Genomic DNA, 25,686 nt, shown 5'->3' on the forward strand with positions numbered 1-25,686 from the left:
CTCAGAGGGGCCAAACCCACAACAACATAGGGATACTCACAATGACCACCAGTATCTCCAGGGGCAGGCCCATACGCCAGTAATCGCCAAAGTCGAAGCCTCCAGGCCCCAAAATCAAAGTGTTGTTCTGGTGGCCCACCGGCGTAAGGAAAGCACAGGAGGCACCGATGGCCACCGCCATCAGGAAGCTGTCTGGGTTGACCGCCAGCTGCTCGGCCGTACTGATAGCGATTGAACACATCACCGCCGCGGTGGCCACATTGTTCATAACGTCAGACAGCATCATGGTGACGATCAATATCAATCCCAGCGCCACCACCGAGCTACCCTGGGCCAGGTTATCCAGTAATAGTTGCGCCACCAGGTCCGCGGCACCCGTGCTCTCCATAACCTCCGCCACCGCAATTAACGTCCCCAACAGAACGATAACCGAACCATCCAAAGCCTCGTACATAGTGCGCAGCGGCACAACTTTTAATGCCATAAACGCCAGCACACAGGTGGCGAATGAGACTGCCGCGGGCACCAAGCCGAAGGCGGCACCTGCCACCCCCAACGCCATGGCTATCAGGGCGATGGCGGCCTTTTCCTTATTGGGCATACCGATATCTCGTTGAGCCAGCGGGACGCAACCCTGCTCCCGCGCAAAGCTGTTGAGATTGTCATCGGGGCCCATCATCAGCAGAGCGTCGCCGGCTTGCAGCGGCGTTGAGCGCAGGCGCCGCACCGAGCGACGCCCGCGCCGGGACAGAGCCAGCAGGTTGATCTGGTAGCGGGTCGAAAGGTGTAAAAACTGAATTGCGCGCCCCACCAAAGACGAGTCGGGCATCACCACCAGCTCGCGCAGTTGCATTTCCTCACCGGCGGGAACACTCTTTTCTTTACTCCGATTTTTGTCTCGCCCATCGGCATCCTGCAGCGGCCGCGCACCGCCATATTGGACCACGACCTTTTTATCCCTCTCGGCCTCAACACCTCCAACCATCTTAAGCCCGAGGCTGGACAGGCTTGCCGCCAGGGATTCCGGCTCTGCCTCAATCACCAGAATATCCCCGCTGCTCACCCGCCGCCAGGGCGCGGCTGCCGTCACCCGCGTATCGTTGTGGACCAAGCCAACCACCTGCGCATCCTCGGCACCCAGCAACTTACTGATTTCCCCCAGGCTCTTGCCCACTGCGGAACTCTTTTCCCCCACCAGCGCTTCGGTGAGGTAGGTTCCGGTGTCAAAACTGGCCACACCCGCCTGGCCGCGGCCGGGCACCAAGCGCCAACCGAGCAGACCGATAAACAACAAACCCACCAGCGTTACCACTAATCCCACCGGGGTGAAATCGAACATGCCGTAACTGCCGGCCCCGGCGCTGTCGCGAAAGCCCGAGACCACCAGATTTGGCGGGGTGCCAATCAATGTGGTCATACCGCCGAGAATCGTGGCAAAGGACAATGGCATCAGTACCTTCCCAGGAGGCAGTCCCTGCCTTTCCGCCAGATCCGCCGCTACCGGCATCAACAGCGCCAGCGCACCCACATTGTTCATAAAACCAGATAACAGGGCGCCGAGGCCGGTGAGCAACAACATAGCAACGGTGATATTGCCGCTACGCGGTATCACCCGCTGTGCCAGGGCGCCCATAGCGCCGGTGTTCTGCAGACCGCGACTGAGAATCAGCACGCAGGCCACGGTGACCACCGCAGGGTGACCAAACCCCACGAAAGCTCTCTCCGGAGGAATTAATCCGCAAAATACACAGGCGAGCAAAGAAGAGAGCGCCACTATATCGTGGCGCCACGGTCCCCAGATAAACAGCGCAATCGTAATCGTGAGAATGATCAAAATCAGCAGCTGGTCGAGGGTCATGGGGGGGGATTTCCTGAAAACCGTGCCTGTGGGAATTCGCACACAGCCACCCATTCAGGGTATACAAGGATCCAAGGTTGAGGAGACAACGGCTGCCAGAACACCCACTCCAGTCAATGACCTTGATGCGAAATCCCCACCAGCTTTTAATAGGAACGATTCTCTACCAGCTTGAATCAAAAGGGGGAGAAGAGTTCTCGCGATATTCACCGATACCGCTCTGAGCGGCCCCCATATCCTCAATACTCCCTTAGAGAACCGGGCTTCTAAAGAAAAGATCAACACCAATAGAGATACCTGTATCCAACTTGCGGATAAATCACCCCAAAAAACTACGCTCGGCGAAACCAGCAAACAGCTTATCCACTCGGACGCTCAGCCAGATTCCAAGGTCGTTTTATATGACGCACCCAACCACAAAGGTATATTTCAGACACCAGAAAGAGTACCTGTATATCACAGCGGTTTAATCATATATGACCATCCCCTGAAGTAGCTTATCGACATTATCGCGGTTAAACGATCCAATAAACTTTTACGTTAAACCCGGCAATCACCACGTATTGCTTGAAAAAACACCATTAAATGGCCGATATAAATACCAAACTTTAAAGTTCCGCGCACTCCCCCACAATCAACAAGAAAATAAAGAATGGATAAAACAATTCACAGGTTTCGTTTTAACCGTCCTCTATTTTTAATCTTTCCTTGAGTGTCAAATGTGACTCTTTTGATTATTACAGGCGAAAGATGTGGAAAAAATGCTTATCCATAAGATAAACAAAAGCACATGAATTTATTACACACAGTTAATACCTTCGCTCCACAAGGTTATCCACAATTCATAGATTTGCGTAATCACCGGTGGTCCTCTGTGCTTACACAGCGATTAACTTGATAGTAAAGTCGATATATCCTCATCAATTTCGCTGCCCAGGATCGATAACCGGAGCAAAAGCCTTACAATCTGGCCCTACGCTTTGCATGACCAAGTCTCAATAGCGAACATCATACGAAATTTTGGAGATCTCCCTTGCGGCAAAATACTGCGGATTACCGCGCACTCTTTCTCAATGATATTCCGCTACTGGATGTGCGCGCGGCGATCGAGTTCCAGCGCGGTGCCTTCCCCTATGCGCAAAATTTTCCACTATTAGATGACCGTCAGCGGGAAATAATTGGTATCGAGTACAAACAAAAAGGGCAGCAAGCCGCTATCGACTTGGGTTGGCAGCTGGCCACTACCGATGTGGTGAAGCAAAGACTAAATAGATGGTGCCAATTTATTCGCCAGCACCCTCAGGGTTACCTCTACTGTTTTCGCGGTGGCCTGCGCTCCCGTACAACACAGCAGTTACTGCGCGATGCAGGGGTGGACTACCCACTGGTTGAGGGGGGCTACAAGGCCATGCGCAATTACCTGCTTACCGAACTGGAAAATCTCAGCCAACAGTTACCAATGATTGTCATTGCCGGACATACCGGCAGTGGTAAAACAGAACTGATTCAGGGAATCAATCGCTCGCTCGATCTCGAAGCCATTGCCCGGCATCGCGGTTCCAGTTTTGGTAGCACCGATGGTAAGCAGCCGGCGCAAATCGATTTTGAAAACCAGCTGAGTATCAACTTGCTCAAATTGTCACAAGCTGCTGGGCCAGTTTTTATTGAGGATGAGAGCCGTCTTATCGGCCGCTGTGCCCTGCCGCCACTGCTGCAAAGTGCCATGAAAAAGGCCCCCAGGGTCCTGGTGGAAGAACCTTTGGAACAACGCGCACAACGTATTGTGCGCGACTATGTCTGCGAAGCTCTGCCACGCTTTGGCGGGGAAGCGATTTCCGCCAAAGCGCTGGGGGATAAGCTGCGCAACAATCTCAACAAAATCCGCAAGCGTCTCGGGGGGCTGCGCTATCAACAGCTGGATGCGCAACTGGTCGAAGCCAATGGCGAGTTAGAGCGCAGCGGTCATCATGACGCCTATATCCCACTGGTGATTAACCTGTTGCGAGAGTATTACGACGGCAGCTACAGCTACCTGATGGAAAAGCGCGAGAGCGCTATTTTATTTCGCGGTAATTATGACGAGGTAAAAGAGTGGCTGGAGAAAGCAGTATTACACGGCATCGAAGAAAGCGCTTAATCAAACACCCCCTCTATGCCGTACTATTTCGTTTACTGATTCATTTGCGAATCAGTAAAACTAAAGTGACAAACCACAGTGCCGGTTAGGGTTTGTGCGCCAGGCGATGCAATTTAAAACGGCGCAATAAAATCCAATCGCATAAATTGCGCGGCAACCAGCGCGCTAGCCAGGGCAGCAGGCTACTGCGATTACCGATACGAACCAGGGTGCGCGGGCGCTTGCGCAACAGTTCCCGCACCAGCTTGCGCGCCAGGGAACTGGCCAGTGTGGCATTTTGCTGGGACTCCTGAGCGCGGGCTCGCACCACCTCTTCCTGGCGCTTATACAGTGAGTCCGGCGGTAAGAGGCCGCGCAGTGATACCTCGGCATGGCGGCCAAACTCCGAGGCGATGGCTCCCGGCTGAACCGTCATTACCCGAATCCCAAAAGGCTTTAATTCGAGGCGCAATACTTCCGACAGCGTGTGCAGAGCGGCCTTGGAAGCACAATAAGCACCGGAAAAAGGCGTCGCCAAAACGCCGGACACAGAACCGATATTACAAATCACGGCCCCTTTACCAGAGCGCATCAGCGGCACACTGGCGCGGGCGAGAGCCAAAGGCGCGAACACATTGGTGCGGAACTGATTCTCCAAGGAGCGGGTATCCAATTCCAGCAGCGGGCCCATCTGCCCGTAACCGGCATTGTTAATCAATATATCCAGGCGTCCATAGGCGGCTTTAAGGGCGTGTAACACACGGTTGATATCCGCCTGGCAATTGACATCCAGGGCCTCGGTGGCGATGCCCTGGTCAGCCAGATCCTGCAGGCTTTCCGGGCGACGCGCGGTGGCAATAACAATGGTGCCGCGGCGGTGCAGCGTCAGAGCCAGTTCGCGGCCGATACCGCTGGAACAGCCGGTGATCAGTGCGACTCGGTCGGGCGCCACATAGCCTCGCCCGATTTGCGCGAGGCTCTCTGCTGCAAAACTATCGGCAGATATTCGAAAACTGGAAACTGGCGGTTTGTTCACGGGGACTGCTCCGTTACTGGTTCGAATCCTCCGGCTGGACCTGTGGTTGCTCGATCAACCCGAAGATATTGCCGTAAGGGTCGAGAAAACTCGCCATAAGCACGCCCTCGCCAACATCCACCACTTCACTGTGTTGTCGCGCACCCATGGCTCCGAGACGCTCAACCTGCGCGGCTATATCCGCAACCGCCCAGTAGGCGATGACCCCATCAGCGCGGCTGATTGCACTGCGGGCATCCGGATTCAGGCCCAGTTCACTGTGGCCGAGCCGAAAACCCACGTAGCAATCACTGTCAAAATAGGGTTCCTGTTGCAGCAGCTGCGCATACCAGGCACGCGCCTCTGTAATATCCGCCACACCGTAAATAACGGTGTGCAGGCCGAGAATCTGCCCCATTTGAGACACCCTGTTGTTGAATTTTTATCCGCTCTCTGAGGCACTCTGGCGTGGCTTACTGCAGCTCCTGCTCCAATTGTTCCAGCAGGTCGATCGGCTCCAGTTCCACACCTTCCAAATCATCATTCCAATTCAGCCCCACCAACAGTACATCCTCGTGCATCCCAGTGAGCCAGTCGTCCATAAATTCTTCCAGGTCGATAGCCACCGCCAGGTAATCCGCCCAGTCGCCCACGCAGTGGGCCTGAGCAAACTCCTGTTGAGACCAGAAAGGCATCACCTCCGTCTGGGCGCGCTTTTCCGATTCGCACAGTGCAAAACCCTCTTCCCCCTGCAGCGCCCAGACACAGCCTTGCTCGACAGCCTCTGGTAAAAAGCGTGCGCAGTTTTCTTCAAAATCATCGGTTAGGGGTTCGCTTTGCATAACATCTTCGCTTAATAGGTTTGTCCGCAGTTTACGTCAGTTTGCCCGCGGCACCAATGCGCAGGCCACTGTGTTGGCACCCGACAAAACCGTTTCATATTTCCGCACCGGGACGTTTTAAATGACATTCGGCCACCTGGAACAAAGGGTTCACCTCACTGGGGGTCCAGCTCAAAGACCGCCATGGATTCCACATGGGCCGTTTGCGGAAACATATCCATCACACAGACTTTTTTGAGCCGGTAACCAAACTGCGCCAGTTCGCCGGCATCCCGCGCCAGCGTGGCCGGGTTGCAGGACACGTACACAATTTTTCGCGCCTTGAAACGGGCGATACCACGCACCGCCTGCAGGGCGCCATCGCGCGGCGGGTCCAGAAGAATTTTATCGAAGCCACCGCTGGCCCAGGCTTTTTTTACCATCTCAGCATTCAGATCCGCCGTGTGAAACTGCACATTATCCAGTCGGTTGAGAATTGCGTTCTCCTTGCCCCGCTGAGTAAGAGCACCGGCGCCTTCGATACCGACGACCACTGCTGCCCGGCGCGCCAGCGGCAGGGTAAAATTGCCCAGTCCACAAAAAAGATCCAGCACGCGTTCGTCCGCTTGTGGATCGAGAAGCTGTACGGCGCGGTTCACCATCAAGCGGTTAATTTCAAAATTTACCTGGATGAAATCCATCGGCTGAAAGCGCAGAGTCAGATCAAATTCCGGCAAGTGATAACTGAGCAAGGCGTCACCACCTTCTGGCCACAAACGCTGCATAGTCGCAGCATCACCAGCTTGTATATACATGTGTATACCAGTATTTTTTGCAAAGGTCAGCCAGGCTTCCCGGTCCCTCTGCGAAAGGGGCTGCAGGTGGCGCAACACCAGGGCTGCCGCATCGTCGCCCACCGCCACTTCCAGCTGCGAAAAATACGCGCGCCCGTCACTCTGCGCCACCAATTGCTTCAGAGTGGGTATCTGCTGCGCAATAGAGGGGTGCAAAACATGGCACTCATCGATATCGGTCAAATCATTGCTGCGCTTCTCACGAAAGCCGAAAATTAGTTTCTTGCCTTTCCCAGCTTTCACCTGGCGAATGCCGATGCGCGCTTTGTGCCGATACCCATAGGGCTCGGCAACCAGAGGGGATAAGATTTCCTCCGGTTCAATACCGCCAAAACGGGCCAGCTGATCCAATAGGATTTTTTGTTTTTCGGCAATTTGCGCATCGGCCTGCAGGTGCTGTAGTGAGCAACCACCGCACAACGCCACGTGAGGACAGCGCGGGGCACAGCGCTGCGGCGAGGCCTGTAAAATGTCGCCGGCAACACCCTCATCGAAGCGGGAGCGATGGGCACTGTAACGAAACTGCACTTTTTCCCCAGGCAGTGCGTTATCGATAAATACCGTTTTCTTGCCCACTCGGGCGAGACCGCGCATATCGTGACTAAATTTTTCCACCGTGGTTTCAGCCTGGGTGGGCAATGGTTTTTTTACTGTTTTACGCGGGGTAATAAAGCGCGGTTTTTTGCTCATAGAAATTGCTGAATATTCAAAACATCTGAAATGTAAGCGCCGCCTACACTGTGAGGCGGTGGCCGTTGTCGCGCAGCCAGCGGCGCAGTTCCTTAAAACGGGGGCAAACGCTCTGCACAAGCTGCCAAAAATCGCGGCCGTGGTTGTGGTGGCGCAGATGGCTAACTTCGTGGGCAACTAAATAGTCCACTACCGCCTCGGGGGCCAGGCACACCAACCAGTTGTACTGTAAATCACCGTAAATACTGCAGTGCCCCCATTTACTTCTGGTACGACGTACCCGCACCGAGGAAAACGGCAAATCTAACTGTGACGCCAGCTGTTGGGATTTTTCGGTTAACAGAGCCAGGGCCTCACGCTGGTAGAGACGCTGTAATGCCCCTTGCACCTGATCTGCCGTCGGTGTGGTGGCGCGTGTATAGAGATGGATCGCCCCCTCAGCGATAGCCGTTTCACGGCTGTACAACGCGCGTTTTAATGGCAGCGATTTACCCAGCCAGGGAAAAAATTCACCAAATTCAAAACAGTATTGCGGTGTCTGCGCTGCGCGCTGATTTGCCGCGAGCAACTGTGCGCGCACCCACTGGATATTTTCCTGCAGGAATTCGTGGCCATATCGCGCGGCGCAGCGCTGTGGAATACGCACTTCCACCCCGGACTGTACCAGTACCAAACCGAGGCGTTTGCGCCGTGTCGAGCGCACCAGGCGATAGGGAATATCTTCAAAAATAAACTCCCGAACCTCACGCACTTAGACCGCCCCCAAATAACTAACCGCCATGAGCCACAACTGCCATAGTGATACGGGAGATACAACTCAACTTGCCATTGGGTGCATAAATCAGAATTTCCCAGACCTGGCTGGTGCGCCCGATATGTACCGGTTTGGCTCGGCCGGTAACTTCACCTTCCGGCACCGGGCGCAGATGGTTGGCATTAATTTCCTGACCCACACAGTAGAACTTGCTGGTGTCCACTAGCAGATTCGCCCCGATGGAACCCAGGGTTTCCGCCAGCACGACATTGGCGCCGCCGTGCAGAATGCCAAAAGGCTGGCGGGTGCGGTGGTCCACCGGCAGTTTTCCCTCCAGATAATCCTCACCGATTTCTGTAATTTCCAGGCCCAGGTGGCCGGGCATACATTGCGCGGTACCCTGATTAATTTCTTCCAGGGTGGGGGTGTCGTGCCAAATTGCCATGGGAATAACTCTCTTGAAAATCTGTAATGGGCTCGCGGGGAACATCGTATTTCTCAGTCCCGCAGAGCCCTTTTATTCACCAGTAAAAAAAACCGGATGAAAAAAAGCCGCGCGGATAGAAACCGGGCGTGAAATATTCGGGGCCGAAAAGCCCGTAGCGGTGCAGCTCCAAGTCCAGCAGGCGCAGCTCCCATTCGAGTCGGCTGTGCTGGAAATGCAGTGCGCGTCTCTGGCTATCGCTATCGCTGTGCCGGAGGGCGTGATGCAGGGAATAGAGCTCGCGCTCTAAATTATCCCGACGCCACAACAAATTGTGGTACTGCTGGGCGACGCGATACTCGGCCAGGCCGCGCTGGTAGTGCTGCATAAAGATATCGGCGCTGGGGCCATTGCATACACCCTCGTATTTACGCCCCTGACGCCCTTGCTTATAACCATTTTCGGCGGTGCAAAACTGTTCCACGCCCTCTTCATGCCCACGCAGCCAAGCCTCACTGTCCACATACACTTCGTGGCCTTGGCATTCCTGTGCGATATCGTAGACCAGGGCCTGAGAGCGCCCGCGGGCTCCGTCGCGAACACCGCGCTCATACCAGAGCCCGGTGCGGCACTCCTCCTCGGAAATTACTGCACAACCACTGCTGACGATGGCAAAAACCAACAGCAATACACTCAGTTTTGCAGGCATGGGAATCGTCTCCCCGGGTAATTATTGTTTTTCCGTGTCTTCGCCGTTACCCAAAACGCTTATCGGCGACAAACGGGTTGGTTTGGCGCTCCTGGCCAAAAGTGGACATAGGCCCGTGGCCCGGCACAAATTGCACTTCATCGCCCAGAGGCCAAAGGCGCTCGGTAATCGAGTGGATCAGGGTATCGTGATCCCCCTGAGGAAAATCGGTGCGCCCGATAGAGCCGGCAAAGAGCACATCACCCACCAGCGCCAGTTTGCTCGGGCGGTGGAAAAAGATCACATGCCCTGGGGTGTGGCCGGGACAGTGATGCACTTCCAGCGTCTGATCGCCGACACTGACGGTGTCGCCCTGTTCCAGCCAGCGATCCGGGGTAAACACCTCGACCGAGGGAAAACCAAACATCTGTGCCTGCATCGGCAACTGCTCAATCCAGAAATCATCGCCTTTGTGGGGCCCCTCAATCGGCAGCTGCAGCTGTTTGGACAGTGCCGCCGTACCGCCTACATGGTCCAGGTGGCCGTGGGTGAGCAGGATCTTTTCCAGCTTGAGTCCGCGCTCCTCGACGGCGGCGAGGATCTTGTCGAGATCGCCACCGGGATCCACTACCGCCGCACGCTTACTGTCTTCGCACCAGAGCAGAGTGCAATTCTGCTGAAAGGGCGTGACCGGAATCGAGTAATATTGCAGCGACATAAGCGAGATCCATCCTGTTGGGAAGCAGTGACTAGTGCCGGGAGTATACCCCGTGTGTCGACCCAGATCGCTGCACGGATGCCAAGGAGACTTCCTTTTCACCAGCCCACAAGGCATCAAGGTGACGAGGTGCCGCAATAAGGTCGCGGCCAGTTATCGCACAGGATTCGCCATAGCAGAAACGGCAGTAACGTGATTTTCCTTATAAAACAGGAAAATCTGAAAACATCATCGTATTCGGTCAGTGTTTTTTTACTAAAAAATACGCGTTTGGGGCACATTGCGGAGATCCAAGATACACCCTCGGCGTAAAAACTCCCGCGCCTACGGCGATGGATACCGGCCGGAAAAGCCGGTGCCTCTGCCGGGTAACTCTGCATCGGTTGCGGCAAACACAGAGCGATGTTCTCCGCGCCGACCGCTCTAGGCATCCATGGGGTTCATTGAATTCACAGCGGGCGCCGAAGCGAATCCAATAGGCAAGAGCAGAGCCCGGTGCAAACCTGTCACAAAAGCACCCCGCTAGTGCATAATACCCTCTGTATAAAAATCAGACGTTTAAAACGATCCTGCCCGCAGCGATGCTATTAACTTCCAAATACAGCCTGCCGGATTGCCCGGAGCATACCCTGGTGCGCCCGCGACTGCTGTCGCTGCTCGGCGACGGCCACAGCGACCAGTTGCTACTGGTAACCGCGCCGGCAGGCTATGGCAAAACCACGCTGGTCACCTCCTGGGCTTCCAATCAAGAAAATCCCGTAGCCTGGTACACCCTGGATGCCAGCGACAACGAGCCGAGCCAGTTTTGTCGCTACCTGGTTGAGAGCGTGCACCGCGCCACCGGCAAGGGTCTGCCACAAACCTGTCGTCTATTGGCGGCACCACAGTGCCCGGACCCGACGACCATCATCAGCCACCTGCTGGCAGAACTGCGCAGCCTGCCCAGTGAGCTGCGCATCGTGCTCGACGATTACCACCATATCGATAACCCGGTGGTACACGACACCACCCGCTTTTTGCTGCGCCACGCCCCCGCCGGCGTCGGGATCATACTCAACAGCCGCAGCCAACCACCCCTGGGGCTCGCAACCCTGCGTGTGCAGGGCCGCCTATTGGAATTGGGCAGCGATCAACTGGCCTTAAATACTGAGGAAATCGCGCGCCTGCTCAAGCAGCGCCTGCCATTTAACCTCGATGCCGATCGCGCCGCACAACTGCATCAACTCAGTGAGGGCTGGCCACCGGCAGTGCAACTGTTCACACTTTCGGTACGCAATCGCGAAGAGGTGGACCGCTACCTGGCGGAACTGGAGCAGGGCCACAGCCATATCCTCGACTACCTGGCCGAGGAAGTAATGGAGCGACTGGAGCCCGAACTGCGCGAACTGCTCGCGCGTACCTCAATTCTCACCCGGGTCAACGCCCAGTTGGCCGAGCGCCTGAGCGGCCGCAGCGACGGCCAGCAGCTTCTGGAGGCGGCGGCTCGGCGCGGTCTCTTCCTGCAAGCACAGGACTCCAGCCGCCAGTGGTTCCGCTTTCACCCAGTATTTGCCCGCTTCCTGCAGCGCCAGCTCACCAATCGAGAGCAGCTGTTGGACCTGCACGCTCTCGCTTGTGATTCCTGGCAGGAAATGGAACAACCGGTGGAGGCCCTGCGCCACGCGCTTGCCGGTGGCGACCGCGCTCGACTGAGCCAATTGCTCAACTCCCGCGGGGAAACACTACTGCGCGGGGGCCAGTCCCGCCTGTTGCGCGATGGCCTGGAATGGCTGGGCAGTGAATCGCTGCAAAAGAGCGCGCGCTTCACACTGCTCTCGGCGAAAATGGCGCGGGAGAATTTTGACTACGACCACTGTGAAAAGACACTCGCTGCCGCCGAGAGCTGGCTGCAAAGGGAGGACTCGCAGCAGTGGCGCCAATTTGAAGGGGCCTTTGCCACCATGCGCGCTCAGGTGGCTATCGCCCGCGGCCAGACTCTGCAGGCCAAGGAGTACGCCGAAGAGGCCCTGGGGCTTTTACAGCCCGAACAGCTGGGAGAGCGCATCTCCGCCCTATTAGTGACCGGCGAAACCAGCTTTTGCCTGGGAGCACTAGAACCCGCCTGCACCCACATGCAGGAAGTGGAAGCCCTAGCGATCGCCGAGGGGGATATTCCCAGCGCCGCTTGGGCCATCTGCCAGCAGACCGAGATCGCCTTCGCCCAGGGGCTTCTGCAAAAGTCAGCCTCGCTGCAGGACAAGGTGTACAACCTGGTGCAAAAACACCACCTCTCCACCCTGCCTATCGCCGAGTTTGTTTGTCGCCTGCGCGGCCAGCTGCAGTGGGAACATGGAGACCTGGAAGGCGCTGAGCAATCCGCCCGGCGCGGAATGCAGATCAACCGCAAAGTGGGCGAACACTGGCTGCTGCCCGAATACACCCTGCTGTTAAAAATCGCCCAGGCGCGCGGCGAAAAAGCGGAGTCGCTCGAATGGCTGGAACGCATAGAGCGCCTACTCTCCGATGGCCGTTATCACCGCGACTGGATTGCCAATGCCGATGCCGCCCGTATCCGCACCTGGCGCGCCCTGGGTTACCAGCAGGCCATCGCCTGCTGGCTGGAACAGGCCGTACCCGTCGCGGACAGGCCAAGCAATCACTTTGAACAGTGTCACGGGCGCAATCATGTTCGCGCGCTGATCGAGTTACATCGCTGGTCTGACGCCAACCGCCTGCTGAGCCGCCTGCAGTTCGTCGCCAAGGAGTGCGGCCTGGTCACCGATCGCCTGCGCAACCGTGTGCTGGAATCCCACCTTCTGTGGCTGCGCGAGCAGCATAACGGGGCGCTAGAGGCGATTACGGAGGCCCTGAAACTGGCGGCCGGAAGGGGTTTCCGTGCCAGTTTCCTTCAGATAGGCAAGCCCCTGATCGTGATCCTCAAAGCCGCCCTGGAACATGGTTTAGATGAAAAATCTGCCAGCAAAGCCCAGACACTGATCAAGCTTGCCCAGCAGCAGCCGGAACTGGACGGCGGTATCCGAATAGAACTGGATGACACCATAATCCGCGAGATTCTCGCCAGTGATGCAGTGCCGGACTTTCTGCGCCACTCCCCCCTGACCCCACGAGAGTGGCAGGTGTTAAACGCGATTCACTCGGGCTTATCCAATGAGCGTATCGCGCGCCACTTCAAGGTGGCGGCAAGTACTATCAAGACCCATATTCGCAGCCTCTATCAAAAACTGGATGTCAAAGACCGCCAGGAGGCCATCACCCTGGCCGAGCAGATGCTGCGCTCAGTACAGGACCGTCCCCAGCCATAAACCATCGCCGTGCCAACGGGGAAGTGCTGGCGCCCATTACCTGTGCCCGCCGGTAGTAATCCGATCAATGCCCGCCAAACGCCCCCTCTCCCCCCCTCTGCGGGGAGGAGGAAGGCGGCCCCACCCTCAGCCATACTCCTCCCATCCTTAATCAGGGTGGGCCCGCCCCACGCATCGAATATTGAAACAAGGCAGTAATCCATGAGCGGCAACAGTACCGAGTGGTGGCGTAACAGCGTTATTTACCAGATTTATCCCCGCAGCTTCTGCGACGCAAATGGCGATGGTATCGGCGATCTCCCCGGTATTACGCAAAAGCTGGATTACGTGAAGTCCCTCGGCGTCGATGCCATCTGGATTTCACCCTTTTTTAAATCCCCCATGGTCGATTTCGGGTATGACGTGGCGGACTATCGCGATGTGGACCCGATTTTTGGCCGTCTGCAGGATTTCGATCAATTGATCGAAGCGGCCCACGCCCGCGGTCTGAAAATCATTATCGATCAGATCCTGAGCCACACTTCCGACCGTCACCCCTGGTTTGAAGAGAGCCGTGCCAGTCGCGACAATCCGAAAGCAGACTGGTATGTATGGCAGGACCCTAAAGACGACGGCAACCCGCCCAACAACTGGGTATCCGTATTCGGTGGCGGCTCCTGGCGCTGGTGCACCCGCCGCCGCCAGTATTACCTCGCCAATTTCCTCAAAGAGCAGCCGGACCTCAATGTGCACAACCCCGAGGTGCAGGAGCAACTACTGGCGGATATGAAATTCTGGCTCGACCGGGGTGTGGATGGATTCCGTCTGGACGCCGTCAATTTTATCTTCCATCAGCAAGCCCTCAACGACAATCCCGCGCGCCCACTCAAGCTGGACGAGAAAGGGCTGCCCCCGGTCAATCACTACGATTACCAATGGCACAAGAACGACAAATCCCAGCCAGAAAACCTGGTGTTTTTACAGCGTGTGCGCAAGTTGCTGGATCAATATCCCGGCACCGTTACCGTGGGCGAGGTGGGCGACGACAACACCCACAAAATCATGGCCGAATACACTACAGACCAGCGCCTGCACATGGCCTACTCCTTCGATTTATTAACCGAGGACTGCAGCGCGCCATTCCTGCGCGAAACCCTGGAAAAGAACCGCGCGGTAATTGAAAAAGGATGGCCCTGCTGGTCCATTAGTAACCACGATGTACCGCGCTCCATTACTCGCTGGAACCGCGGCTTTAGCCCGGCACTCGCGCACAAACGCACGCCTCTGTTTCTGTTGATGCAGCTGACACTGCGCGGCAGCGTCTGTGTGTATCAGGGGGAGGAATTGGGATTAGCGGAAGCGGATATTGCCTTTGAGGATTTAGTCGACCCCTACGGCATTAATCTGTGGCCGGAGTTCAAGGGTCGCGACGGCTGCCGCACACCCATGCCCTGGACAAATACCAGTGCAGATAACGCCGGCTTCACTACCGGCAAACCCTGGCTGCCGGTTTCAGAAGAGCACCAGAACCTTGCCGTAAACCTGCAGGAAGACAGTCAATACTCCATGCTCAACCAGTTCCGTGCGCTGATCGAGTGGCACCGACATCTACCAAACAGCCTGGCGACCGCGCAACAGGAAGTGATCGATACGGACAACGACTTAATGGTGTTCGTACGGCACACCGAAAAAGAAAGACTCCTGGTGGTCCTAAACCTGGGGGCGACGGAAGAGGTATTCTCCTTGCCAGAAGCATTTGTCGGTGCCGAGGATATTACTCCAAACCTGTTTGCCAAGGAGCACAGTGGCAGCACACTGGTTCTCCCCCCCGCCGGCGCCTGTGTGCTGCAAAGCATCCCTTGATCGCAGGCTTTTAACAATTCGGGGAAGAGCTACTTACGCCGGTGCCTATAGCCACCGGCGATCAATTCAGAAAAACGACAGTATCTCTCCCAACGGCTATTGGTTAGTTTTTCTGTCTCTCTGCAGCGTCACTTATCCTTTCGACGTCCGCTTCTTCGCCGGCCCAAAGCCGGCTTTTTTATTTTGCTTAACTTTGCTGTGCGCCTCATAGATCAGATCGCTTCAAGAGCCACCTTAGCCTGAGTTAAGGCCATCTCTTTGTGCTCATCCCTCATATTCAGCCCTTCGGCATAAATGACAGCGACATCGTCGATGCCAATAAATGAGAAAAAATGCTTGATGTAGGAAACATGAAAATCAATGACAGAATCTTTATAGAAACCGCCAGATGTCGTAACCAATACCACTTTGGTATCTCTAATCAGACCCTCTGACCCATTTTCTGTGTACGTAAAAATCACCCCGGCCCGCGCTAAGTGATCAAACCGAGCTTTCAGAGTAGATGGGCTACCAAAGTTATCCATGGGTGCTGTAATCAATACCGTATCTGCATTTTTGACCTGTTCAATAAGGTTGTCCGAATACTCCGTTAGCGCTTTCTGGGCTGCACTTTTCTGTTCCTCAGGGGTGAAGAAGGCGCTTACCATTCCACCGCTCAAATGCGGAACCGGATTAACACTTAAATCCAATTCGGTGACTTCAGTGGCAGTCTGTCGTGACAACCAGTGCTCGGCCAGTGACCTGGAAGTCGAGTGGTCCCCCTACGGCAGAGGCATAAATGGCAAGAATTTTGTGACTCATAGTCTCTCCAGCTAGTAAATAGCAGTGATGCGGAGACCATGATCTCTGCATATTGGCAACTCAATTATCAATTTTTGCAATTAATAATTGCAAAAGCGCAAAATGATGGACTAGAACGATCTTCGATACCCGATAGCCGTGGCAGATCACGGCTCCCTACAGAGCGCAGCCAATGCAAAGCTGGGTTTTGCATTTTACCCGAAGGGGACCAAAAAATGGTGCAACCTTACAAACTAAAGAAACTATGCGAGATTAAAGAGTTCCAAAGCCATTTCTGGTTACTTTCTCATCCTCAAATGCGCAATTCAGCACGCGTTAAAGCCTTTTGGGACTTCAGCCTGGACACCTTTAATAAAGGATGTCTTTAAGCTGATCAAGGTGAAAACTATTAGCTACGGGTGCCCGTCAGATCACAGCCTATAATGTTCAAATAATATGAATACGCCGCCCAATCATTAAAGAATGATTAGCCGTATTTAACCCCAACTGTCGTTGACAGGCGGTCCATTCGACGGGAAATTATTTTCAACAGGCGGAATCAATCCGTGCCAATACCCGGACCAAAATCCGAAAGCGGAAACGCCAATAAAGCCGACTTAAAAGGCTCCCAGGTTGACCTGCAGAAAGCCGATTTTCCCTCCGTATACCAGGCACTCAACACCTCGCCTCAGGGGTTAAGCCAGGCCGAGGCCGAGTCACGGCTGCAACGCTATGGCCCCAATAGCATCCAGGAGAAAGAACAAAGCGCACTACTCAAGTTTCTGCGTTTTTTTTGGGGACCCATTCCCTGGATGATCGAAGCCGCCGCCCTGCTTTCGGCACTTATCGGTCACTGGCCAGACTTCGCCATTATTATGGCGCTACTACTTTACAACGCGATAGCGGGATTTTGGCAGGAACACAAGGCCTCCAATGCTCTGGCCGCGCTCAAGGCCAGTATGGCGCCGCAGGCGGAAGTGTTGCGCGATGGTAGTTTTCATACCATTGACGCTGCCGATGTGGTTCCCGGGGATATAGTGCGAATTAAGCTCGGCCAGGTTGTGCCCGCAGATGTGCGCTTTTTCGAAGGTAAATCTATCAGTATCGATCAGGCTGCCCTTACAGGTGAGTCATTGCCGGTCAGCAAAAAAATAGGTGACATCGGTTATTCCAGTAGTATTGCCAAGCGCGGCGAAATGATCGCCGTTACTATTGGCACCGGGCGCAATACTTTTTTTGGCCGCACCGCAAAGCTGGTAGCCGGTGCCGGTCAAGGCGCCTCCCACTCACAAAAAGCCGTTACTCATATTGGCGATTTCCTGATAGTGCTGTGCCTGGTGCTGGCTTTGTTACTGGTAGGTACCCAGCTCTATCGGGATATAGTGGTGGCCCCCAGTTGGCACTGGTCGGACATTATTAATATTTTACGTACAGTCCTGGTGCTATTAATTGCCTCAATTCCCGTGGCCATGCCCTCGGTGATTACCGTCACTAACGCCCTCGGCGCCCTGGCCCTGTCCCGCAAAAAAGCGATAGTGTCGCGATTAGAGTCTATTGAGGAGCTTGCCGGTGTCGATATTCTCTGCTCAGATAAAACGGGGACACTCACTAAGAACCAACTGAGCCTCCACGACCCCAAATTGTTTGCCGCTGATAATCCAGAGCAATTAACCCTCGCCGCTGCAATCGCCTCAGAAAAAGGCTCAAGTGACCCCATCGATCAGGCGATATTCAGCGGCCTCAAGGATCAGAGTGCGCTGAACAATTACCAACTCAAAGAATTCACTCCTTTCGACCCGGTGAGTAAGCGGGCACAGGCGCAGGTAATAGATGCCAGCGGAAATACCCTGTTTTTTTGCAAAGGTGCGCCCCAGGCTGTGATGGCGTTAAGTCAGCTCAGCAGTGAAGCCAAAGGGAAAGCTTCAGCCTGCGTTCAAGAACTCGCCGCTCGGGGTTTACGCTCTCTGGGCGTAGCGCGCTCCAGTGATGGAAAAACCTGGGAACTTCTTGGCATCTTATCTTTAGAGGACCCGCCTCGTGATGACTCTAAACAGACCATTAGTCGGGCCAGGGAACACGGCCTGCAGGTAAAAATGATCACCGGCGACGATGTCGCCATCGGCAAGGAAATTGCCGCTCAGGTGGGTATAGGTCAAAATATTTATGCCGCCGCCGATGTGTTCACTGACTCAGAAAACATGGACCACTTATCCAAGAAAGTGGTCGATTGTGTCGAACGCGCCGACGGCTTTGGCCGCGTTTTTCCTGAGCACAAATACGCAATCGTAAAAGCTCTACAAGAACGGGGCCACCAGGTAGCAATGACCGGCGATGGCGTGAACGATGCTCCCGCCCTGAAACAGGCCGACTGTGGTATCGCCGTAAGTGGCGCCACAGATGCTGCCCGAGCTGCCGCTGCCATTATTCTTACCGCACCAGGCCTCTCTACTGTTGTGGATGCCATTGATGAGTCGCGCAAAATTTTTGAACGTATTATTAATTATGTGCTCTTCAGAGTGTCCATGACGCTGGATATCATGGTAGTGGTGGTCTTTGCCACCATTCTCTTCGGGTTTTCTCCTCTCACTCCGGTAATGATCGTACTGGTGGCATTACTCGACGATATCCCCATTATGACCATCGCCTACGACAATACCCTCTTACCAAAAGAGCCGGTTCACTGGGAAATGCGCGATTTATTATTGGGATCAACCATTATCGGCGTTTTTTCTATTGCGCAAACTATGGGGTTACTGTTGATTGGTATGGAGTGGCTACAAAACAGTCACTGGCAATCTTGGATTACATTGAGTAAACCCCAAATACAAACAATTATCTTTTTACAGATTGTCGCCGGCGGTCACTTACTACTATTTGTCGTGCGTTCCCGTGCCGCCTTTTTTTCCAAGCCGTTACCCGCAATGAAATTATTTATAGCCATCATCAGCACCCAGATTTTGACGGTATTAATGTGTGGTTTTGGCTGGCTGGTACCCGCAATACCCTGGCGGATTATTGGGCTCGTTTGGCTCTATATGATTTTGTGGATGTTTATACTGGACCTGATAAAAAAACTACTTTATCGCCGTCTACAGGATATCTAACCCGCCGCGAACCACTGAACTATTTAACACAAAATAAAGAATGAAAATTATGAACTGCTTCGAAGCATTCCAGGTAAAACCCGGAAGCAAAATACAACTAGACAATATCGATGCCAATTTTAAAGACTGCTACAGTAATCGAGAAGAAGCGCAACCGATCATTGATCAACTAGATAAAAGGATTCGCGCTCAGCAATACCTGATGTATGCCGAACACAAGCGCTCCCTATTAATTTGCCTACAGGGGCGGGATGCAGCGGGTAAAGATGGCACCATCAACCATGTCCTCGGGGCCATGAACCCCCAGGGGTGTACGGTTACCAGTTTCAAACAACCCTCCAAAGAGGAAGCCGCCCATGACTTTCTCTGGCGCTGCCATAAAGTAACTCCAGCCCAGGGGCATGTAGCTATTTTTAATCGCTCGCACTACGAGGATGTTTTAGTCCAGCGGGTACATAATATGGTACCGGAGAGTATCTGGTCCAGGCGCTATGATCATATCAATCACTTCGAAGAATTGCTCGCAGATCAACAAACACTGGTTCTGAAATTTTTTCTGCATATTGATGCAGATGAGCAGCTTAAACGCTTTAAACAACGCATCGACGATCCCAGTAAACACTGGAAAATTAGTGAAAGTGATTATACGGAAGCCAGCTACTGGGACCCTTATACGCAAGCCTTCGAGGAGGTTTTTAAACGGTGTAGCAAACCCCACGCACCTTGGTTTGTGATTCCAGCTAACCATAAGTGGTTTAGGAATCTGGCTGTTGCCTCTATAGTAGCTGACGCCATGGAATCCTTAAGCATGAGATTTCCAAAACCCAGTGTAGATATTAACGAAATAAAGCGAAAATATTTCAAACTGGACAACTTGGAGGAAAAAGAGGGCCTGTTGGAGAGTTCCACTAAAAGTAGAAAGAACGGCTGACCGTTCTTTTCCAGGTGATTAACTGATGCACTTCAGAGTTGAATGCAGGTACTATGTTTGACACCCTTAGAATGTATTTCAGAACCCAGAATGGAACCCCATATAAACGTAAAGTCCGTAACATCCGACGGAGTGATGATATATTGATAAACATGATATTCAAAGCCAGGAAGCATCCATCGAAAAATATCACCAACCCTTAATATCAACCTTGCATTACGTGGTGTATCGAAAAACCCTTGACCGAAAGATGCTCTAAAAAATAAGAGTAGAAAACACCTTTTCGGTATTTTTATTTCAAGGGGAGCCCTGTAACTATATTCCCCCATCCAACATCTGTAGGTAAACGCTTAGGATTTTTGGTGTAGATTTTCCCTATAAGCAGAAATCTATCGGAACCTGGTGTTGGATAAACATCGAAGGCCATCTCTCCGGGGCAGACAAACAACAACCATAGTGCACACAACCCCTACCCTGCATAAAAATCCCACATCAACATTTATCCACCTATACAGGTAGAACAACATATTTCTAAGTATGACCTTCATGATCTTCTTCGCGGGCCATATTGTAAGTATCTTTTTTATTTAAAAAAAACTCCCAATACTCCTGCAATATCTCTGACTTTTAGAGAGACTTACAGTCCAGGCTCCGCCCCGTAGAAACATCTAGATCTTTAAGAAAAAGTAACACAGCGTGTGAATATCCAGAAAAGCCCCTGAGGTAACACTTACTCCTGCAGACTACACACGCTACACGGAGATATTAGATAATAACTCAGAGACCCCTAAACGCATTAACTATACCAGCAGGTTCCGACTGGAGCCTGCTAGTATATACCTTATAAAACATTGACATTATTAATTAAGCCCGCATCAGCCAACAGCCTAACGAGACTTAAATATTAATATACGATTGTTTCCACTGTCGGTAACAAATAACTTGTCTTGATATCCAACTACCCCCTCTGGCCACTTCAATGTGGATGCACTTGGTAATTCACCTTGGTTATTTGTGCCGTTTTGATCGGTATCATTAAAAGCATTTTTTTCGAAATCACTTTGCCCTATAACCCAATCTGCCGCGGCAAAATTATTCTCTGGCCATTGATCCCAAATCAGTACCCGATGGTTTACACCATCGACCAGGAACAACTGTAACCCATTAGACCAAATTCCCAAATAGGGCTCATTAAAGGTTTTATTGGTCACCGGCCAATCGGCGGCGTCCCCAGTGCCAGATCCACCCTGGTTAACAGAAAAATTTTTCTGTCCGAGAACCACATCCGCTGGTACAAAATTACTCTTAGGAAAAGTATTCCATAGAAGAACTCGATTATTCAAGGTATCAACAACAGCCAATTTCTCTCCATCGCTCCAAATATCATTGGGCTGGGAAAGTGTTCTCGCAGTAGTGGCACTACTAGAGCCATCTTGCTTATCATCATTGGCAAGGCAATGATTAAATGATGACTGACCAAGTACAAGATTTGCAGGGGCCTCATGCTCATTCGGTAACTCATCCCATATCAATATACGAGAATTACCCGTATCCGCGGCAATGATCTTTCCGTTGACCACAATTGAAGACTCTAAAAAGCTAAATTCAGAACTATTGCAAGTATCACCATCACCGTCCCTTAACCCCAACGCCAGATGCGGACTGGCCTCTCCATCTTCTGGAACTTCATCATACAGAAAACTACGCCGAATAAAGGCCTGAGTAACTAAAAGCTTATTTTTCGAAATGCTCACTCTCGTGGGCTTACCATATCCCTTAGTAAGGGTACTGTCATTATTCGATACAGCGCTATATAAATCCTCTTGGCCAAGAACAAAATTGGCTGGAGCACCGTTAACTTTTGGAATTTCATTATAGCCTAGAACTCTATTATTTCCTGTATCACTGATAAAGAGCCTCCCATTATCACTCACTGCTACAGAACCTATAGGATACTCAGCAATATTCTTTTCATTGAGTCCCGATACAGTGCTAGAGAAATCTTCTTGCCCAACAACCACCTGAGCAGCATCAAAATTTTCAAAATATAATGGGACTGTAAAACTTGCCTCAAACTTGGAAAGCTTATTTCCAACGCTATCCTCAACTTCCAGGGCAAAAGTTCGGTCCTTTCCAGATATCCATCCTTTTTTTGGGGAAATACGGAGCGTATCATTTACCCTGCTGCCCTCTAACCAGACGAGATCATATGCATCAACCGTTAACGATCCGGTAAGCTGCAAGCTTTCTTGATTCATAGTCTCAGAAAATTGCACAGTAATTGTGCCTCCCTTCTCCAGGCGTTCTCCGGCTGGTGAAATGCTCACTAGTTCTGGGGCAACCGCCTCAATCTGATAGCTTGCGGTCACCTCCTGCATCCTATTCCCCGCAGCATCTTTGGCATTAATTAGAAGGGATAGAACCTCCCCCTCTTCCCATTTCTCCTTCGGGAAGAGCTTCAAGGTGTCAGCATCGAATTGGGTAAGTACTCCACGTCTCCCCATATCGCCAGATAAAATAACATCGCTAAGAGTAATCGCTTCACTAAAGTCCAAAGTCACACTGCCAGTCAAAGACAGTGTATCGCCACTGGCAGGATTTAAAGTAACACTAGGCGATATTGTATCTATGGAATCATTACTGCCTGAACCACCACTACAAGCTGTAAGCGACGATACAATTGCCACATATAGTATCGCCTTCAAAAAACCAACTTTCATCTAAATACTCCAGGCTAATAATGAAAGGCTTAAAAAGATAGGACCACCAATTAAAATTGTATGGCGCATAAAATTACATTACGCTCATACAATCTAGTGTGAAAGGGAAAATCCTACAATGTCCGAATAGGCTCTAAATGTGGCAGGAATTACTTATTTAAACAAAGGTAAGGATAGTATTTGACCAAGCTCTATAGATATTTAAGATATATCAATGCAATAGAACTTCACTGACGTATTAAATAATCCTGATAAAAAATCACTAGACAACTAAAGAAAAGCAAACAGATATTAGGAATCAAACACGATAGACCGCGCAATTAAAGCACCCGGGAATGGCATTGTGAATATGAATATAGTTGACCGCTGCAGAGCACAATAATTTATTTATCTCTCCCTCCAGCTCCACACCCTCGCATATCGTAGCCATCACCATTAAATCTTCACTGCTATATGCTCTCAGAGACAACTGCCTGTGCCGCAGCATCGTTGGTATTTCATTCATATTCAACGATTGTTCTTTTGCGTTCTCCCGAACAAATATCGGACCCGAAGCACAATAAAAATTCTTTGCCTTCAGGTGGGCAAAAGGCATGCAGAGCACTCGCTCTCCAAGTAAAGCGTCTTGCAGCGAAACTCTGCAGGGATACCCAGGACTACTGTCTACATATTTCCAGCATATATTCTGGCGCTTTAGCTGAGAGTCTGAGAGCGACATCAAGCGGTGAAATTTTTTTGCCGAGAGCGCTCTTATTAAGAAATCCATAGTTCTGCCAATTCTGTATGCTTTAGCTTCCGAGTTTACTGCCTATGCCAGACTTATATTGGCCAAATTCGGAACTAAAACCTATACCCAAATCGCTATACAGAAAAAGCTACCGCACTTATATCTTCAGTCTATATACTCAAGCAGACTGTTCATTTGTAGAAAATGGCCAGCCAAACCGTTGCTATGCCCTGCGCAGTCGCTAGTACCCTATGCTTTTGGCCAGCTTTAATCTCAAGAAAATCTCCCTTTTTTAGACGTACAACCCTGCCAGAACCCAACTCAATATCTCCATACCCCGATAGTACCATTACCCATTCATGCTCATCCTGAGTATACCAACCCTTCTCAGGTGAAGACTGACCAAAGGATACAATTCTTTCAATACGTACATTTTTTGACTTTACTATATCTGAAAAATGTTCGCGGTTAGTGTCTATTGGAAGCTGGGCGAATATATTATTCATCTTGAATTACTTTTGATGGACGAACATAGCAGGGGATTTTTTCAATAGCATCTATTCCTCCCAATCGGAAAAGTAGTCCACCAGATAATCAATAGCCATACGTACACGTATTGGTAGGAAGCGTCGATTCTGATAAACAATCCAACTACTGGCCCCCCGCCCCCAAAAAGACTCCAGTATTGGTTCCAACAAGTGCATTTCTATAGAACGGCTAAAGCTACTTTTCGGCATATAGGCAATACCCAAGCCCTTTTCACAGGCTTCGACCACTGCATGGGCATTATTGCTTCTCCAGCGCCCATCGACCCGGATTGACTCCTCGGCCCCGTTTATATCGAAGACCCAACTTTCATTATTCGCGACAATGCAGCTGTGGGACTTCAGCTGACCGGGGCCCGCCGGCCGGCCAAATTGCTTTAGGTAATCCGGACTCGCAACGGCCATCATCTGCCTGTCAGCTAACTTTCGCGCAACTAGCCCAGAATCTTCCAGGCGGCCATAACGGATAGCAAAGTCGATACCATCCTCTACAAAATTGACCATTCGGCTATTGAAATCCATATCGATCCTCAGGTCTGGATGCTCTAAACCGAATGCCATTAACGCCGGTGCCACATACTGCTCGGCGAAAATTCCCGCGCAGCTCACCCGCAGTGTGCCACTAAGCTCATATTGTTGCAGACTAACCTGCTCATTGGCCTGCTGTAGACCAACCACCAGCTCTTTACAGCGCTGATAATAAACAGTCCCGGCTTGAGTCAAACTGACCAAGCGCGTGGTGCGGGCCAGTAAGGCACTGCCCAGGCGTTCTTCCAGACGCGATACCTGCCTACTGACATGGCTGGTACTACACCCCAAGTGTTTGGCTGCTGCTGAAAATCCCTGGCTCTCTGCTACGGCCACAAATTCGACCACACCGTCAAAACTGTCCATATTGTCAAACCTGATTATTGCTATATAGCAAAGGTATTTCACTGAAAGTGCATATTATCATCTTTACTAGGACAATCTAGAATCCTCCCCACTGATTGATTAGCACAGAGGACAGAGACATGAAGAAAGTACTAATACCCGTAACCAACCACGCAACTCTTGGTGAGACTGACCAAGCCAACGGTACCTATTCCCCAGAGTTGACTCACGTTGTACATGTACTGAATGAAAATGGCATTGATTACGATATCGCCTCCATTAAAGGTGGCAAGGCTCCGCTCTACGGTACCGACATTGAGGGCGACGAGATCAACAGCCAAGTATTTGCCGATGCCGATTTCCAGAATCGTATCAATAACACCATTCCAGTGAGCCAACTGAGTCGCGCAGATTACGATGCGGTTTTCTACCCAGGAGGATTCGGTCTTCTTTCCGATTTGGCGAGCAATGAAGATTTTGCCAAATTAAGTGCAGAGCTCTACGAAAACGGAGGCATTGTTTCTGCCGTTTGCCACGGCCCCGCGGGCTTACTGCCCATCACCTTGAGCAATGGTGAGAGTTTACTGGCAACCAAGTCAGTAACCTCTTTTACCCGCGAGGAAGAGATCGATTTCGGCACTATTGAGGACATCCCGTTCCTACTTGAAGAAGCCGTTAGCAGAAAAGCTGCTCGATTTAACAAAGCGCAACCTTGGCAGGAATTTGTTATTGAAGATGGACGTGTGATTACCGGGCAAAACCCAGCCAGTGCACACGCCGTTGGTAAGGCCATCGCTAAGCAGCTCGCCAGCTAAAAACCGAACAATGAAGACTAGTGCAGGACTCTGCATCAGTCTTCATTGGACCAAACCAACCATTGGCCCGCCATTGATATATTTTTTCAGTCCTCTTTCGATGTTGGGC

20 protein-coding genes are annotated in these 25,686 nt (G+C 52.0%); 6 read left to right on the forward strand and 14 right to left on the reverse strand.

All coding sequences use genetic code 11. From position 1 onward, the window contains the following. Window position 1: 1 nt before the first annotated feature. The gene (locus ACCI51_RS01965) at window positions 2-1,858 is read right to left on the reverse strand and encodes an SLC13 family permease (RefSeq protein WP_299586683.1); all 1,857 of its coding nucleotides are present in this window, start codon (window positions 1,856-1,858) and stop codon (window positions 2-4) included. Between the two features lie 1,033 nt (window positions 1,859-2,891). Between ACCI51_RS01965 and mnmH the strand changes: the two genes are divergently transcribed. After that, entirely contained in the window at window positions 2,892-3,995 is a 1,104-nt protein-coding gene (gene mnmH / locus ACCI51_RS01970) for a tRNA 2-selenouridine(34) synthase MnmH (RefSeq protein WP_371842406.1), read from the forward strand. A gap of 85 nt (window positions 3,996-4,080) precedes the next feature. Here the strand turns inward: mnmH and ACCI51_RS01975 are convergent, their stop codons facing one another. The 8 genes from ACCI51_RS01975 to ACCI51_RS02010 form a co-directional block, all read right to left on the reverse strand. Continuing rightward, complete coding sequence (locus ACCI51_RS01975) at window positions 4,081-5,010, reverse strand: SDR family oxidoreductase (protein WP_371842407.1); 930 nt, start codon at window positions 5,008-5,010, stop codon at window positions 4,081-4,083. A 13-nt stretch (window positions 5,011-5,023) separates the two neighbouring features. Continuing rightward, on the reverse strand, window positions 5,024-5,407 hold the full coding sequence (locus ACCI51_RS01980; RefSeq protein ID WP_299586675.1) for a VOC family protein: 384 nt from the start codon (window positions 5,405-5,407) through the stop codon (window positions 5,024-5,026). A 55-nt stretch (window positions 5,408-5,462) separates the two neighbouring features. After that, on the reverse strand, window positions 5,463-5,831 hold the full coding sequence (locus ACCI51_RS01985; protein WP_299586672.1) for a DUF2750 domain-containing protein: 369 nt from the start codon (window positions 5,829-5,831) through the stop codon (window positions 5,463-5,465). Window positions 5,832-5,986: 155 nt separating this feature from the next. After that, window positions 5,987-7,354, reverse strand: coding sequence for a 23S rRNA (uracil(1939)-C(5))-methyltransferase RlmD (rlmD, locus tag ACCI51_RS01990; protein WP_371842408.1), 1,368 nt, complete (start codon window positions 7,352-7,354; stop codon window positions 5,987-5,989). A 43-nt stretch (window positions 7,355-7,397) separates the two neighbouring features. Then, window positions 7,398-8,105: a M48 family metallopeptidase gene (locus ACCI51_RS01995; RefSeq protein WP_371842409.1), complete on the reverse strand. Its 708-nt coding sequence runs from the start codon at window positions 8,103-8,105 to the stop codon at window positions 7,398-7,400. 19 nt (window positions 8,106-8,124) lie between these two features. Further along, window positions 8,125-8,553: a hotdog fold thioesterase gene (locus ACCI51_RS02000; protein WP_371842410.1), complete on the reverse strand. Its 429-nt coding sequence runs from the start codon at window positions 8,551-8,553 to the stop codon at window positions 8,125-8,127. Window positions 8,554-8,629: 76 nt separating this feature from the next. Next, a complete protein-coding gene (locus ACCI51_RS02005) occupies window positions 8,630-9,241 on the reverse strand; it encodes a DUF2799 domain-containing protein (RefSeq protein ID WP_371842411.1) in 612 nt (203 codons plus the stop codon). 46 nt (window positions 9,242-9,287) lie between these two features. Further along, a complete protein-coding gene (locus ACCI51_RS02010; RefSeq protein WP_371842412.1) occupies window positions 9,288-9,938 on the reverse strand; it encodes an MBL fold metallo-hydrolase in 651 nt (216 codons plus the stop codon). A 581-nt stretch (window positions 9,939-10,519) separates the two neighbouring features. Between ACCI51_RS02010 and malT the strand changes: the two genes are divergently transcribed. Together malT and ACCI51_RS02020 are read left to right on the forward strand one after the other, a co-directional pair. After that, window positions 10,520-13,240, forward strand: coding sequence for an HTH-type transcriptional regulator MalT (gene malT, locus ACCI51_RS02015; protein WP_371842413.1), 2,721 nt, complete (start codon window positions 10,520-10,522; stop codon window positions 13,238-13,240). Window positions 13,241-13,441: 201 nt separating this feature from the next. Then, window positions 13,442-15,082, forward strand: coding sequence for an alpha-glucosidase (locus ACCI51_RS02020; protein ID WP_299586654.1), 1,641 nt, complete (start codon window positions 13,442-13,444; stop codon window positions 15,080-15,082). 212 nt (window positions 15,083-15,294) lie between these two features. On the opposite strand, the gene ACCI51_RS02025 is transcribed toward ACCI51_RS02020, so the two are convergent. Then, complete coding sequence (locus tag ACCI51_RS02025) at window positions 15,295-15,804, reverse strand: FMN-dependent NADH-azoreductase (protein ID WP_371842414.1); 510 nt, start codon at window positions 15,802-15,804, stop codon at window positions 15,295-15,297. Window positions 15,805-16,428: 624 nt separating this feature from the next. On the opposite strand from ACCI51_RS02025, the gene ACCI51_RS02030 reads away from it, so the two are divergent. Together ACCI51_RS02030 and ACCI51_RS02035 are read left to right on the forward strand one after the other, a co-directional pair. Then, a complete protein-coding gene (locus tag ACCI51_RS02030) occupies window positions 16,429-18,966 on the forward strand; it encodes a plasma-membrane proton-efflux P-type ATPase (RefSeq protein ID WP_371842415.1) in 2,538 nt (845 codons plus the stop codon). Window positions 18,967-19,015: 49 nt separating this feature from the next. Continuing rightward, the gene (locus ACCI51_RS02035; RefSeq protein ID WP_371842416.1) at window positions 19,016-19,897 is read left to right on the forward strand and encodes a polyphosphate kinase 2 family protein; all 882 of its coding nucleotides are present in this window, start codon (window positions 19,016-19,018) and stop codon (window positions 19,895-19,897) included. A gap of 887 nt (window positions 19,898-20,784) precedes the next feature. Here ACCI51_RS02035 and ACCI51_RS02040 read toward each other — a convergent pair. From ACCI51_RS02040 to ACCI51_RS02055, 4 genes are all read right to left on the reverse strand, one after another. Further along, window positions 20,785-22,617 (reverse strand): Ig-like domain-containing protein, encoded by a 1,833-nt coding sequence (locus ACCI51_RS02040; protein ID WP_371842417.1) that lies wholly within the window; start codon window positions 22,615-22,617, stop codon window positions 20,785-20,787. 298 nt (window positions 22,618-22,915) lie between these two features. Continuing rightward, a complete protein-coding gene (locus tag ACCI51_RS02045; protein WP_371842418.1) occupies window positions 22,916-23,383 on the reverse strand; it encodes a DUF1203 domain-containing protein in 468 nt (155 codons plus the stop codon). A gap of 152 nt (window positions 23,384-23,535) precedes the next feature. Further along, window positions 23,536-23,850, reverse strand: a complete 315-nt coding sequence (locus ACCI51_RS02050) for a cupin domain-containing protein (RefSeq protein WP_371842419.1) — start codon at window positions 23,848-23,850, stop codon at window positions 23,536-23,538. 51 nt (window positions 23,851-23,901) lie between these two features. Next, window positions 23,902-24,783, reverse strand: a complete 882-nt coding sequence (locus tag ACCI51_RS02055; RefSeq protein ID WP_299586640.1) for a LysR family transcriptional regulator — start codon at window positions 24,781-24,783, stop codon at window positions 23,902-23,904. 119 nt (window positions 24,784-24,902) lie between these two features. On the opposite strand from ACCI51_RS02055, the gene ACCI51_RS02060 reads away from it, so the two are divergent. Then, window positions 24,903-25,577, forward strand: a complete 675-nt coding sequence (locus tag ACCI51_RS02060; protein ID WP_371842420.1) for a type 1 glutamine amidotransferase domain-containing protein — start codon at window positions 24,903-24,905, stop codon at window positions 25,575-25,577. The last annotated feature ends 109 nt before the right edge of the window (window positions 25,578-25,686 follow it).

Origin of the sequence: Microbulbifer echini (assembly GCF_041447225.1) — a bacterium.
Taxonomy (GTDB): domain Bacteria; phylum Pseudomonadota; class Gammaproteobacteria; order Pseudomonadales; family Cellvibrionaceae; genus Microbulbifer; species Microbulbifer echini.

What these genes read in the sequence shown, in the direction of transcription:
- ACCI51_RS02000 (WP_371842410.1), bottom strand. Translation starts at nt 8,553, where the DNA reads ATGGCAATTTGGCACGACACCCCCACCCTGGAAGAAATTAATCAGGGT.
- ACCI51_RS02010 (WP_371842412.1), bottom strand. Translation starts at nt 9,938, where the DNA reads ATGTCGCTGCAATATTACTCGATTCCGGTCACGCCCTTTCAGCAGAAT.
- ACCI51_RS02020 (WP_299586654.1), top strand. Translation starts at nt 13,442, where the DNA reads ATGAGCGGCAACAGTACCGAGTGGTGGCGTAACAGCGTTATTTACCAG.
- rlmD (WP_371842408.1), bottom strand. Translation starts at nt 7,354, where the DNA reads ATGAGCAAAAAACCGCGCTTTATTACCCCGCGTAAAACAGTAAAAAAA.
- ACCI51_RS02050 (WP_371842419.1), bottom strand. Translation starts at nt 23,850, where the DNA reads ATGAATAATATATTCGCCCAGCTTCCAATAGACACTAACCGCGAACAT.
- ACCI51_RS02055 (WP_299586640.1), bottom strand. Translation starts at nt 24,783, where the DNA reads ATGGACAGTTTTGACGGTGTGGTCGAATTTGTGGCCGTAGCAGAGAGC.
- ACCI51_RS02060 (WP_371842420.1), top strand. Translation starts at nt 24,903, where the DNA reads ATGAAGAAAGTACTAATACCCGTAACCAACCACGCAACTCTTGGTGAG.
- ACCI51_RS02035 (WP_371842416.1), top strand. Translation starts at nt 19,016, where the DNA reads ATGAACTGCTTCGAAGCATTCCAGGTAAAACCCGGAAGCAAAATACAA.
- malT (WP_371842413.1), top strand. Translation starts at nt 10,520, where the DNA reads ATGCTATTAACTTCCAAATACAGCCTGCCGGATTGCCCGGAGCATACC.
- ACCI51_RS01965 (WP_299586683.1), bottom strand. Translation starts at nt 1,858, where the DNA reads ATGACCCTCGACCAGCTGCTGATTTTGATCATTCTCACGATTACGATT.
- ACCI51_RS02005 (WP_371842411.1), bottom strand. Translation starts at nt 9,241, where the DNA reads ATGCCTGCAAAACTGAGTGTATTGCTGTTGGTTTTTGCCATCGTCAGC.
- ACCI51_RS02045 (WP_371842418.1), bottom strand. Translation starts at nt 23,383, where the DNA reads ATGGATTTCTTAATAAGAGCGCTCTCGGCAAAAAAATTTCACCGCTTG.
- ACCI51_RS01985 (WP_299586672.1), bottom strand. Translation starts at nt 5,831, where the DNA reads ATGCAAAGCGAACCCCTAACCGATGATTTTGAAGAAAACTGCGCACGC.
- ACCI51_RS01980 (WP_299586675.1), bottom strand. Translation starts at nt 5,407, where the DNA reads ATGGGGCAGATTCTCGGCCTGCACACCGTTATTTACGGTGTGGCGGAT.
- ACCI51_RS02040 (WP_371842417.1), bottom strand. Translation starts at nt 22,617, where the DNA reads ATGAAAGTTGGTTTTTTGAAGGCGATACTATATGTGGCAATTGTATCG.